Origin of the sequence: Bradyrhizobium sp. CCGUVB1N3 (assembly GCF_024199925.1) — a bacterium.
Classification (GTDB): Bacteria; Pseudomonadota; Alphaproteobacteria; order Rhizobiales; family Xanthobacteraceae; genus Bradyrhizobium.
The window spans coordinates 5,385,409-5,398,301 of record NZ_JANADR010000001.1 but is presented as its reverse complement, the minus strand read 5'-3'; the positions used below and the strand labels follow the sequence as shown (position 1 = coordinate 5,398,301).

The 12,893-nt window shown below is 65.6% G+C and carries 10 protein-coding genes; 9 read left to right on the top strand and 1 reads right to left on the bottom strand.

Annotated elements, in window-relative coordinates:
* Window positions 1-12: 12 nt before the first annotated feature.
* The 8 genes from NLM33_RS25740 (at window position 13) to NLM33_RS25705 (ending at window position 10,542) form a co-directional block, all read left to right on the top strand.
* On the top strand, window positions 13-828 hold the full coding sequence (locus NLM33_RS25740) for an ABC transporter substrate-binding protein (protein ID WP_254099993.1): 816 nt from the start codon (window positions 13-15) through the stop codon (window positions 826-828).
* Window positions 815-1,699 (top strand): polysaccharide deacetylase, encoded by an 885-nt coding sequence (locus tag NLM33_RS25735; RefSeq protein ID WP_254099991.1) that lies wholly within the window; start codon window positions 815-817, stop codon window positions 1,697-1,699. The genes NLM33_RS25740 and NLM33_RS25735 overlap by 14 nt, the downstream gene beginning before the upstream one ends.
* A 7-nt stretch (window positions 1,700-1,706) precedes the next feature.
* Window positions 1,707-2,363 carry an aspartate/glutamate racemase family protein gene (locus tag NLM33_RS25730; RefSeq protein ID WP_254099989.1) on the top strand — a complete coding sequence of 219 codons (657 nt, stop codon included), beginning with the start codon at window positions 1,707-1,709 and terminating at the stop codon, window positions 2,361-2,363.
* A gap of 10 nt (window positions 2,364-2,373) precedes the next feature.
* Window positions 2,374-3,693, top strand: a complete 1,320-nt coding sequence (locus NLM33_RS25725; RefSeq protein WP_254099987.1) for a dihydroorotase — start codon at window positions 2,374-2,376, stop codon at window positions 3,691-3,693.
* A gap of 12 nt (window positions 3,694-3,705) precedes the next feature.
* On the top strand, window positions 3,706-5,289 hold the full coding sequence (locus NLM33_RS25720) for an ABC transporter substrate-binding protein (protein ID WP_254099985.1): 1,584 nt from the start codon (window positions 3,706-3,708) through the stop codon (window positions 5,287-5,289).
* Window positions 5,286-6,659, top strand: a complete 1,374-nt coding sequence (locus tag NLM33_RS25715) for an amidohydrolase family protein (RefSeq protein WP_254099983.1) — start codon at window positions 5,286-5,288, stop codon at window positions 6,657-6,659. Before NLM33_RS25720 ends, NLM33_RS25715 begins: the two co-directional genes overlap by 4 nt.
* 131 nt (window positions 6,660-6,790) lie before the next feature.
* Window positions 6,791-8,875 (top strand): hydantoinase/oxoprolinase family protein, encoded by a 2,085-nt coding sequence (locus tag NLM33_RS25710; protein ID WP_254099981.1) that lies wholly within the window; start codon window positions 6,791-6,793, stop codon window positions 8,873-8,875.
* Between the two features lie 2 nt (window positions 8,876-8,877).
* Window positions 8,878-10,542, top strand: a complete 1,665-nt coding sequence (locus tag NLM33_RS25705; RefSeq protein WP_254099979.1) for a hydantoinase B/oxoprolinase family protein — start codon at window positions 8,878-8,880, stop codon at window positions 10,540-10,542.
* Between the two features lie 8 nt (window positions 10,543-10,550).
* Here the strand turns inward: NLM33_RS25705 and NLM33_RS25700 are convergent, their stop codons facing one another.
* The gene (locus tag NLM33_RS25700) at window positions 10,551-11,873 is read right to left on the bottom strand and encodes a dicarboxylate/amino acid:cation symporter (RefSeq protein WP_254099977.1); all 1,323 of its coding nucleotides are present in this window, start codon (window positions 11,871-11,873) and stop codon (window positions 10,551-10,553) included.
* A 162-nt stretch (window positions 11,874-12,035) separates the two neighbouring features.
* On the opposite strand from NLM33_RS25700, the gene NLM33_RS25695 reads away from it, so the two are divergent.
* Window positions 12,036-12,842: an NAD-dependent protein deacetylase gene (locus NLM33_RS25695; RefSeq protein WP_254099975.1), complete on the top strand. Its 807-nt coding sequence runs from the start codon at window positions 12,036-12,038 to the stop codon at window positions 12,840-12,842.
* The last annotated feature ends 51 nt before the right edge of the window (window positions 12,843-12,893 follow it).

The following is a 12,893-nucleotide window of genomic DNA, read 5'->3' as shown; positions in this document are numbered from 1 at the left end:
GGGGGCGTTTCGATGATGAGAGTGTTGGTTGCGGCGGCATTGGTTTGTGCGACAACGGCATCAGTGATGGCGATCGAACTGCCGCCTGAAATCGCCAAACGGGGCAGCATCAAGGTCGCGGTGGTGCCGAACTATCCGCCGATGGAGTTCCGCGATCCCGCCACCAACGCGCTCTCCGGCTTCGACGTCGACCTCGGCGAGGCGCTCGGCCGCAAGCTCGGCGTCAAGATCGAATGGCAGGAGACCAGTTTCGCCGAGTTCATGCCGTCGATTTCGACAGGCCGGGTGGATGCCATCCTGTCGGGCTTCACCGACTATGCGAGCCGGCACGAGATCGCGTCCTTCGTCGATTATTTGCGCAGCGGTCCAAAATTCTTCGTGCAGCAATCCCGCGCAGCCGAGTTCAAGGACATGGCCGCGCTGTGCGGCAAGAAGGTCGGCGCCAGCCGCCGCACCATGTTCCCGGCCGAGATCGCGGCATGGAGCGAGAAGAATTGCGGCAGCAACCCGATCCAGTTCGTCGGCACCGATGGCTCGGCCGATGCGCGCACGCAGCTCAGGCAGGGCCGCATCGACGCCGCCGTGCAGGGCAACGAGACGCTGCCCTATATCATGGACCTTGAGCCCGGCACCTATGCGCCGGTCGGCGACGCCTTCGCGACGCAGTTCACGGGCATCGCCTTGCCGGTCAAGGAGAAGGCGTTGCAGCAGGCGATCGTCGAGGCGATCGATGCGCTGATCGCGGACGGCACCTATCGTGCGCTGCTGGCGAAATGGAAACTTAACGACAACGGAATAGAGAAGGCGACCATCAATGCTGGACAGTAAGGCACTCCAGAGCATCCCGCTCGTCCCGGCGAACACGGCCGATCCCGCCCCGAACTATCCCTGGCCGAAGCCGTACACGTCCGCGATGTTCCTCTCCTTCGATGTGGACGCGGAGAGCGCGTGGACGAGCAAGGACGCCGTGCATGCGCAGCGCCTGATCACCATGAGCTATGGCGGCTACGAGGCGCGCGTCGGCACGCCGAAGCTGCTCGAGCTGCTCGACCAGCTCGATCTCAAGGCGACGTTCTTCGTCACGGGATGGTCGGTCGATGCGCATCCGGCGATGGCCGAATCGATCCTCAAGGCTGGCCACGAGATCGGCCATCACGGCTATCATCACCTCCTGCCCGATCCCGGCGATCCCTGGATCGAGGAGGAGCTGGAGCGCGGTTTTGATGCGCTCAAGCGCCGGCTTGGCGTCAAGCCGATCGGCTACCGCGCGCCCTATGGTGAGTTCACCGAGGAGCTGCGCGCAGCTCTCGTGCGTCACGGCATCGCCTATACTTCCTCGTTCCGCGACGACGTGCGGCCCTATCGGCATCGTCTCGCCGACGGCAAGCCGGGCACGATCGAGCTGCCGGTGACCGCGAGCTATGACGACTGGATGCATGGCCTCTCCGCCCGCTTCAGCCCGCGTTCCATCTTTCCCAAGGAGCACGTGCTCTCGATCTGGAAGGACGAGCTCGACGAGGTCAGGGATTGGGGCGCGATGGTGACGACCGTGCTGCACCCGCAATGCAGCGGCCGTCCCATGCGACTTCGTCTGTTGCGCGAATTCCTGACCCACGCAAAATCCTGTCCCGACCTCTGGATCACCACCGGCGAAGCCATCGCCGCCAACTTCCAGCACCACGAGGCAGCGAAGCGCTGAGCCAAGCATGACCCGCCGTCGCATCCTGACGATCAACCCGAACTCCTCCGCGGCGGTCACGGCGGCGATCGATGAGGCCGTCGCACCACTCAGGATCGCCGGTGGGCCGGAGATCGTAGTGGTGGGGCTGGCCGAAGGCCCGCCCAGCATCACCTCGCAGCGCGATGCCGACAGCGTCGTCATGCCACTCGTGAGCCGCGTCGCGCGCGAGGATGCCGACGCCTTCGTGCTCGCCTGCTTCAGCGATCCCGGGCTGCATGCGGTGCGCGAGGCGGCCGGCGGCCGCCCGGTGATGGGCATTGCCGAATGGGGCATCCTGCGCGCGCTGACGCTCGGCGAGCGGTTTGGCATCATCGCGCTGTCGCCGCAGAGCATTCGCCGCCAGCAGCGCATGGTGCGGCAGATGGGCGTGGATGGTCGCTATGCCGGAAGCTGGTCGGTCGGCGCGAGCGCGGCGGAAACTGCGAGCGCCGATATCCGCGGGCGCCTGATCGAGGCGGGCCGCGCGCTGGTCACGCAAGTCCGCGCCGACGTCGTCGTGATGGGTTGCGCCGGCATGGCCTCGCATCGCGCCGCGATCGAGGACGCTATCGGCGTTCCCGTGGTCGAACCGGCGCAGCAGGCGGTCGCCGCGGCCATCGGCGCGGTGTTGTTGAAAGCATGAAAGGCGGACGATGCATTTTGATCTCCTGATCCGGAACGGCACCTGCGTCACGCCCTGGGGCGAGGAAGCCGCTAACGTCGGCATCTCCGGCGGGCGCATCGCGACGCTGTCCGCGACCACAGCCGACACGGCCGATCAGGTCATCGACGCCAGCGGCCTTCACGTCCTGCCGGGCTTGATCGACAGCCACGTCCATCTGCGTGATCCCGGCGATGCGGCGGTCGAAACGCTCGGCACCGGCACGCGCGCCGCCGTGCTCGGCGGCATTGCGACCCTGTTCGATATGCCCAACACCAATCCGCCGATCGTCGATCAGGAGCGGCTCGACTGGAAGCGCGGCTACGCGGAAGCGCAGAGCTTTTGCGACATCGGCCTCTACATCGCCGGCGCCAAGACCAATATCGGCGAGCTCGCGCATCTCGAAAGCGAGCATGGCGTATGCGCGATCAAGGTGTTCGCCGGCTCGTCCACGGCGTCGCTGCTGGTCGAGGACGATGAGCATCTGGAAAAGCTGATGCGCGCGGGGCGCCGCCGCATCGCCTATCACAGCGAGGACGAATATCGCCTCCAGGCCCGCAAGCCGATGTTTTCGCGCGGCATGCCGCATCGCTCGCACATGGAGTGGCGCGACGAGGAATGCGCCTTCCTCGGCACCCGCCGCCTGATGGCGCTGGCGCGCAAGACCGGCCGGCCCGCGCACATCCTCCACGTCTCCACCGCCGAGGAGCTGAATTATTTGCGCGACCATCGCGATGTCGCGACCGTCGAGGTCCTGGTCAATCATCTGACGCAAGTGGCGCCGGAGTGTTACGACACGCTGAAGGGCTTTGGCGTGATGAACCCGCCGATCCGCGGCGAACGTCATCGCGAGGCGAGCTGGGCCGCGGTGCGCGACGGCATCGTCGACACCATCGGCAGCGATCACGCGCCGCATTCGCGCGCCGCCAAGGAATTGCCGTGGCCGGACTGCCCGGCCGGTCTCACCGGCGTGCAGACGCTCGTCCCCGTGATGCTCGATCACGTCAATGCCGGCCGGCTTTCTCTGTCGCGGATGGTCGATCTGATGGCCGCCGGTCCCGCGCGGGTCTACGGTCTCGTTGGCAAAGGGCGGCTCGCCGCCGGCTACGACGCCGACGTCACGCTGGTCGACATGAAGGCGAAGCGCACCATCGAGGACTCCTGGATCGTCTCGCCCTGCGGCTGGACGCCTTTCGCGGGCAAGAAGATCACGGGCTGGCCGGTTGCCACCATCGTGCGTGGCCACACCGTCATGCGTGACGACGAGGTGCAGGGCGCCCCAATCGGCCGTCTCGCGCGCTTTGCGTCCTAGGAGTCTTGTTCGATGCTGATCACTCGCCGTTCCCTGCTCAAGGCCGCTGCTGCCGCGCCGGCTCTCTCGCTGCCGGGGATATTACGCGCCGAGGAGCAGACCACGCTGCGCTTCATCCCGGTGATCGATCTCGCTTTCGTTGACCCGATCTATTCGACGGCACAGGTCTCGCGCAATCACGGCTTCATGGTCTACGACACGCTCTACGGCATGAGCGCCTCGCTCCAGGTCTCGCCGCAGATGCTGTCGGGCCATGTCATCTCCAATGACGGGCTCCAGTGGGACCTCACCCTTCGCGACGGCCTGTTCTGGCACGATGGCGAGCGCGTACTGGCGCGCGATTGCGTCGCGAGCATCCGCCGCTGGGCGGCGCGCGACGGCTTTGGCGGCGAGCTGATGGAGGCGACCGACGAGCTGCTTGCAGCCGACGACCGCACCATCCGCTTCCGCCTCAAGCGTCCGTTTCCGCTATTGCCGCAGGCGCTCGGCAAGGCCGCGATCAATGCCTGCTTCATGATGCCGGAACGGCTGGCAAGCCAGGATCCGTTCAAGCCGCTGACGGAGGTGATCGGCAGCGGTCCGTTCCGCTATCTCGCCGACGAGCGCGTGCAGGGCGCGCGCAACGCCTATGCCCGCTTCGACCGCTACCAGCCGCGCAGCGACGGCAAGCCGGATTGGACCGCAGGTCCCAAGATCGTACACTACGACCGCGTGGTCTGGACCACGACTCCGGACGCCGGCACCGGTGTCGCCGCGCTCCAGACCGGCGAGCAGGACTGGCAGGAAACCACACCGCACGACCTGTTGCCGGTGATCAAGGCGGCCGGCGACATCGAAACGCGCGTGCTCGATCCTCGTGGCTACACCTGCATGCTGAGGCTCAATCATCTCCAGCCGCCGTTCGACAACCCCGCGGTTCGCCGGGCATTGCTGGGTGCGATCGACCAGTCGTCGTTCATGACCGCGGTCGCGGGCACCGATCCCGCCTATCAGGTCTCGCCGATCGGGTTCTTTGCGCCGGGCACACCGATGGCGAGCGAGGTCGGGCTCGACGTCTTCCGAGCCCCGCGCGACTACGCCAAGGTCAGGGCCGACCTGAAGGCAGCCGGGTACAATGGCGAGAAGATCGTGCTGCTCGTGCCCACCAATTCGCTCGCGCAGCGCCCGCTCGGCGAGATCGCCGCCGACACGCTGCGCAAGGCCGGCATGAACGTCGAATATGCCGCGCTCGATTTCGCCGTCGTGTTGCAACGGCAGTTGAAGAAGGAGCCGATCGGGCAGGGCGGCTGGAGCGCGGCGGTTGGCAACTGGCAGGGCATCGACTGGCTCAATCCCGCCGGCAACACCAACTTGCGCGGCGAAGGCAAGGTCGCCGGCTGGTACAAGAGCGAGAAGATGGGCGGTTTGCGCAGCCAGTGGCTGGCCGCATCCGAGCTTGCCGAGCAGCAGCGCATCTGCCGCGAGATCCAGGCGCTGGCCTTCGAGGAGATCCCTTATCTGCCGATCGGGCTGTACAAGCAGCCGACCGCCTATCGCAAGTCCATCACCGGCATTCTCGACGGTACCGCCGTCTTCTGGAACGTACGCCCCGCATGAGCACGATCGCAATCTTCGGCAGCTATGTGCTGTCACGTAAGGACGGCGCGCAGGACGTCTTGCGCGATCATTGGGTTCTGGTCGAGGGCAAGAGGATCGCTGCGGTCACGCGCGACAAGCCGCGCGCCGATCAGGTCTATGACCGCCCCGGCCGCTTCATCCTGCCGGGCCTGTTGAACCTGCATAATCACTGTTTCAGCGAGGCGGTAGCGCGCAGTCATACCGAGGACGGCAACGGCCGTCGCAACAACCAGAGCATTGTCTACACCGTGCTTCTGCCGCTGACCAAGCGCGGCGCCGACCTGTTGTCGCCGGAAGAGCGTCTCGCCGTCGCGCGGCTCGGCATTCTCCAGCTCCTGAAGGGCGGCGCCACCACCGTGATGGAGCCGTTCCGCAACTCCATTCCGGAAATGTTCGATGCCGCCGAGGAGATGGGCATCCGCTTCTATGGTGCGCCTTATCTGTTCTCGACATCGGACGCCAAGGCCGGTCCCGACGGCGTGGTCCGCTACGCCGGCGATGATGGCGCAGCGGATCTGGCGACATGGGACGCGCTCTATCAGCGCTGGAACCGCCGCGGCGAAGGGCGCATCGGTCTTGCGATGAGCCCGCACGCGACCGACACCTGCGGGCCGGATCTGCTGAGGGCGTGTGCGGCGCGCGCGCGCGAGCTTGGTGTCTCCATCACGACGCATCTGGCGCAGAGCCGCGCGGAGGTCGAGACCATCGGCACGCGCTATGGCGGTCGCACGCCGGCGGAATATCTGGATTGGCTCGGCCTCCTTGCGCCGGACCTGCTCGCCGCGCACTGCATCGCCAGCACCGATAACGATCTGAAGCTGATGGCTGCGCGCGGCGCGACCGTGCTGAACTGCCCGCGCGTGTTCGCGCGCGCCGGCGTGACTGCGGCATTCAGTCGCTTCGCCGGCCATGGCGTACGCACCGTGGTCGGCACCGACGGCTACAACATGGACCTGCTCGGCGAGCTCAACGCCGCCTCGCTCATCTCCAAGACGTCGTCGCAGCGCGCCGATGTCGCGAATTCCCCCGAGCTGATCGAGTCGATCACGGCAACCGCTGCTGACACAATCAAGCGGCCCGATCTCGGCCGGATTGCGCCGGGCGCGACCGCCGATCTCACCGTCGTCGATCTCACCCATCCGCATTTGCAGCCGCTCTTTGATGCCAGGCGCGCATTGGTCGCGCTCGCCAACCGCGCCAATATCGATCAGGTGGTCGTCGATGGTCGCGTGCTGATTGATGCCGGCCGCTACGTCCATGGCGACGAGGCCGCGATCACGTCGCAAGGCGCAGCCGCAATCGGGAAGATCTGGGATCTGCCGGAGGCGCAGGCGGCCTTCAACGGCTGAGCTGCGCGCAGCCTTAGCTATCGCATAGGTGCCCGGCGAAAAGGCCGGGCGCATTGCCATCGGTGCAGTCGATGGCATAGAAATTGCTGAATATTTGAGCCCAACCGGTCGATCAGCACGGAGACATTGGAATGCTTGAGGGAGCCGAAGTGCGGCTTGCCGTCGACATCGGAGGAACGTTCACCGATATCGTGCTGGATGTAGGGTTGGATCGCAAGACGCGTAAGGTGCTGACGACGCCGACGCGTCCCGAGCAGGCGGTGCTCGACGGCATGCGTCTCATTCTCACTGACGCTCACGCGCATATCAGCGACATCGACGTCTTCATTCACGGCACGACGCTGGCGACCAACGCCATCATCGAGCGCCGTGGCGCGAAGATCGCGCTGATCGCCACCGAAGGCTTTCGCGATGTGCTCGATATCGGCACCGAGAGCCGCTACGATCAATACGATCTCACCATCGACAAGCCGAAGCCGCTGGTGCCGCGTTCCCTGCGCTTCACCGTCCCCGAGCGTGTCGATGCGCATGGCGCGGTGCGGTTGCCGCTGGATGAGGCCGCGGTACGCGCGCTGGCGCCGAAATTGCGTGCCCAAAATGTCGAAAGCGTCGCCATCGCCTTCCTGCACTCCTACGCCAATCCCGAGCATGAGCGGCGCACGGCCGCGATTCTCGAGCAGGAGATGCCTGGTATCTCCGTGACGATGTCTTCGGCGGTGTGCCCCGAGATCCGCGAGTATGAGCGCACCTCGACCGCGGTCGCCAATGCCTATGTGCAGCCTTTGATCGATGGCTATCTCGTACGCATGGCCGAGGCGCTGACGGTCGAGCAGTTCCGCGGCGCGATCTATCTCGTGACCTCCGGCGGCGGCGTCACCTCGATCGAGACGGCGCGGCGCTTTCCGGTGCGCCTCGTGGAGTCCGGTCCCGCCGGCGGCGCGATCTTCGCGGCGCAGATCGCGGCGCGGCTCGGCGAGAGCAGGGTGCTCTCCTTCGACATGGGCGGCACCACGGCAAAAATCTGCCTGATCGAGAAGTATCAGCCGGAGACCTCACGCGTGTTCGAGGTCGATCGTGCCGCGCGCTTTTTGAAGGGCTCGGGCCTGCCGGTGCGCATTCCCGTGATCGAGATGGTCGAGATCGGCGCCGGCGGCGGCTCGATTGCGCGGATCGATGCGATGAAGCGCGTGACCGTTGGGCCCGAGAGCGCGTCGTCTGAACCGGGCCCTGCCTGCTATGGCCGCGGCGGCGCGCGGCCTGCGGTGACCGATGCGGACGTCGCACTCGGCATGATCGATCCCGATGCCTTTGCCGGCGGTACGATCAAGCTCGACCCCGAACTGTCGAAAGCGGCGTTGCTACATGACGTCGGTGAGGCGCTGGGCCTGTCGGCGGAGAACGCCGCCTTTGCGGTGCACGAGGTCGTCTGCGAGAACATGGCGAGCGCGGCGCGCGTGCACGCGGTCGAGCGTGGCGCTGTGGTCGGCCAGCACACGCTGATCGCCTTCGGCGGCGCCGCGCCGCTGCATGCCGCACGCGTCGCCGAGAAAATCGGTGTCTCCCGGGTGATCGTGCCGTCGAATGCCGGCGTCGGCTCGGCCGTCGGGTTTCTGGCCGCGCCCATCGCCTATGAGCTGGTGCGCAGCCGCCATGTCCGGCTCGACGATTTCGATACCGCGGCGGTCTCGGATCTCCTGCAGGAGATGGCGACCGAGGCGCGGGCGTTGGTCGAGCCCGGTGCTGCCGGCGCGCCGGTCCGTGAGCGTCGCGCCGCGTTCATGCGCTATGTCGGCCAGGGCCATGAGATCACGGTCGAGCTGCCGAACCGGCCGCTGACCGCGGCCGATCTCGCGGGCCTGAGAAAATCTTTCGAGACCGATTATGCCGCGATGTTCGAGCGGCCGATTCCGGGCGCTGCGATCGAGGTGCTGAGCTGGTCGGTGCTTGCGACCACCGAGCCGCGCAATCCACCGGTCGTCGATGCCGTTGCACGCAAGCCGGCCGGCAAGGCATCCGGCAGCCGAAAGTTCTTCGATGGAAGGGCAGGGCGCCTGGTCGAAATCCCCTTGTACCGCCGCGAGGACATGGAGCTGGGGGCGACCATCGCCGGCCCTGCCGTGATCGCGGAGGACGAAACCTCGACATTCGTCTCGACGAGCTTTGACGCCCACATCGACGGTGCCGGCTGCATCGTCATGGAACGAAAGGCGGCGTGACCATGAATAGCGCAAGCACCAGCCTGATCGACCTTCAGATCATGTGGCATCGGTTGATCGCGGTGGTGGAAGAGCAGGCGCAGGTTCTGCTCCGCACCGCCTTCAGCCCCATCGTGCGTGAATGCGGTGATCTCTCCGCCGGCGTGTTCGACCTCAGGGGCCGCATGCTGGCGCAGGCCGTGACGGGCACGCCGGGTCATGTCAACTCGATGGCGGAATCGGTCAAGCACTTCGTCGCGCATTTTCCGCTGGAGACGATGAAGGAGGGCGACGCCTACATCACCAACGATCCCTGGATGGGCACCGGCCATCTCAACGACTTCGTCGTCACCACGCCCTGCTTCAAGAACGGCAAGCTGGTCGCGCTGTTCTCCTGCACCAGCCATCTGATGGACATCGGCGGCATCGGCTTCGGGCCCGACGCCACCGACGTCTTCATGGAGGGGCTCTACATTCCGATGCTGAAGCTGATCGACCAGGGCGTCGTCAACGAGACACTGATGGCGATGATCCGCACCAACACGCGGCTGCCGATCGACACCGAGGGCGACACCTATTCGCTCGCCGGCTGCAACGATGTCGGCTGCGAGCGCCTGGTGGAGATGATGACCGAGTTCGGCATCGACACGCTCGATGAGCTCGGCGACTACATCTGCGACCGATCGCGCGAGGCCGTGCTTGCCGAGATCGCGAAGCTGCCGAAGGGAAGCTGGCGCAACACCATGGTCGTCGACGGCTATGATGCGCCGGTGACGCTATCGGCGATGCTGACGACCTCGGAGAAAGGCATTCACGTCGATTTCACCGGCACTTCGCCGGCCTCGAAGTTCGGCATTAACGTGCCGCTCTCCTACACCACCGCCTACACCGTGTTCGGCCTCGGCTGCGTCGTCGCCTCGGAGATTCCCAACAATGCCGGCTCGCTCTCGCCGCTGACGGTGTCGGCGCCATCAGGCGCGATCCTCAATGCGCCAAAACCTGCGCCGGTGGCTTCGCGCCACGTCATCGGCCAGATGCTGCCGGACGTCGTGTTCGGCTGCCTGCGCCAGATCATCCCCGAGCGTGTTCCGGCCGAAGGCACCTCATGCCTGTGGAACCTCAACGTGCGCGGACAGACGCGTTCCGGCGCCGGCGGCAACTATGGATTCTCGATGGCGGTGACCAGCAATGGCGGTACCGGCGCGCGTTTTGCCAAGGACGGGCTGTCGGCAACCGCCTATCCGAGCGGGGTGCGCGGCACGCCGGTCGAGATCGCGGAGACGCAGACGCCGCTGATCTTCTGGCGCAAGGAGCTGCGGCCGGATTCCGGCGGCGCGGGCCGCACCCGCGGTGGTCTCGGCCAGATCATCGAGGTCGGCAGCGGTGTCGACGCGCCGTTCGACATTCTGGCCGCGTTCGACCGCATCGATCATCCGCCGCGCGGCCGCGATGGCGGCCGTGACGGCGAGGCTGGCTATGTCGGCTTGAAGTCCGGCAGGAAGATGCGCGGAAAAGGCTTTCAGCAGGTGCCGTCGGAGGACCGCCTCGTCGTGATGACGCCCGGCGGCGCCGGCATCGGCGATCCCCGGGAGCGCCAGCGGGCGCGCGTGCAGGAGGACGTCGAGAGCGGGCTGGTGTCGTCAGAGAACGCGACTGCGATCTACGGACTCGACGACATCGCATCGTGATCTGAGTCTCAGGACCCGCCACCCGGCTCCAGCGCTTCGCCCATCTCCAGCGGATGCGCCATGGTCTCGTGCAGCGCGGTGCGATCGAGTTCGCCCTCGGACATGCTGATCACGACGCAGGCGACGCCGTTGCCGATCAGATTGGTCAGCGCGCGGCACTCGCTCATGAACTTGTCGATGCCGACCAGGATCGCGATCGACTGGACCGGGATGTCGGGCACGATGGAGAGCGTCGCTGCCAGCGTGATGAAGCCGGCGCCGGTCACGCCCGAGGCGCCCTTGGATGTGATCATGGCGATTCCCAAAATGCCGAGCTCCTGCCAGATCGTGAGGTTGGTGTTGGTCGCCTGGGCCAGAAACAGGATCGCCAGCGTCATGTAGATGTTGGTGCCGTCGAGGTTGAAGCTGTAACCGGTCGGGATGACGAGGCCGACCACGGAGCGCGAAGCGCCGAGATGCTCCATCTTCTGGATCATCTGCGGCAGCACCGTTTCCGACGATGACGTGCCGAGGACGATCAAGAGCTCGTCCTTGATGTAGGCGATGAAACGCAGGATCGAGAAGCCGGCGACCCGCGCGATCGCGCCGAGCACGATCAGCACGAACAGGATGCTGGTGAGATAGAACGTACCGATCAGCGCCACGAGGTTGAGCAGCGATCCGAGGCCATAGGCCCCCACCGTGAAGGCCATCGCGCCGAACGCGCCGATCGGGGCGACGCGCACGACGATGCGGATGATGCCGAAGAACATCTTTGCGGCCTTGTCGACGGCGTCGACGATCGGCTCGCCGGCCTTGCCGAGGAACGCGATCGAAAACCCTGACAGGATCGAGATCAGCAGCACCTGGAGGATGTCGCCGCGTGCGATCGCACCGATATAGCTGTCCGGGATGATCGCCATCAGATGGGCGACGATGCCCTCTTCCTTGGCCTTGGTGACGTAGGTCGCCACCGACTTCGGATCGATCGTGGAGGGATCGATGTTGAAGCCGTGGCCGGGCTGGAGCACCTCGCCGACGAGCAAGCCGACCGCGAGCGCGACCGTCGAAACCGTCTCGAAATAGACCAGCGCCTTCAGCCCGACCCGGCCGACCCGCTTGAGGTCGCCCATCGAGGAGATGCCGTGCACCACGGTGCAGAAGATCACCGGCGCGATCATCATCTTGATCAGCGCGATGAAGCCGTCGCCCAGCGGCTTCAGCTCCTTGCCGAGATCGGGGTTGAAATAGCCGACCAGGATTCCGAGCGCGATCAGCACCTGGACGTAGAGAATCTTGTACCAGGGTTGATGACGACGATGGACGGCGGGCGGCATCGCGACTGACGTCATGGGGTGCCCCGGATTGCATTGCAGGTCGGCGCCTTTTCATCATGGGCCGTCCGGGGCAGGGCCGATAATCACAATTTCGTCGGCAAGCGCGGGCCGCAGCGCAGCATCATCATGCGCGTGTCCATCTGGCAAAGCCGATCGAAGCAGACTACATCCTTATGAATGGCAAAACGTCCACTCGAAGATTTCGTCGCCCGGCACCAGCGTCTCTTCGTTCTGACCGGGGCAGGCTGCAGCACCAATTCCGGCATTCCCGATTATCGCGACAGCCAGGGCAACTGGAAGCGAACCCAACCGGTCAACTACCAGGCCTTCATGGGTGATGCGCGCACGCGGCAGCGATACTGGGCGCGCAGCCTGATCGGCTGGCGGCGGTTCGGCCAGGCCATGCCGAACGATGCGCATCATGCGCTGGCTCGCCTCGAGGCGAACGGGCAGTGCGAGATGCTGCTGACCCAGAATGTCGACCGACTGCATCAGTCGGCGGGCCACCGGCAGGTGATTGATCTGCACGGCCGGCTCGATCTCGTCCGTTGCATGGGCTGCGGCGAGAAGACGCCGCGCAACGAATTCCAGCGCTCCCTCGGCCGCGCGAATGCTGCCTGGCTCTCGCTCGATGCCGCGGATGCGCCCGATGGCGATGCCGATCTCGATCACGAGGATTTTTCGACGTTCGACGTGCCGGCTTGCCAATCCTGCGGCGGTGTCCTCAAGCCCGATGTCGTGTTCTTCGGCGAGAGCGTGCCGCGCGAGGTCGTCGCATCCGCGCAAGAACATCTGGAGCAGGCCGACGCCCTGCTGATCGTCGGCTCGTCGCTCATGGTCTATTCCGGCTTTCGCTTCGTGCAGATGGCGGCACGCAAGAACATTCCGATTGCCGCGGTCAATCTCGGACGCACCCGCGCGGACGATCTGTTGACGCTGAAGGTTGAGGAGCGCTGTGAAGCTGCGCTTGCCTTCCTGCTGTGAGCCACCGCGAGTAAACTGTCGATCGCGGTTGGATTAGTTAATCTCGCTGAG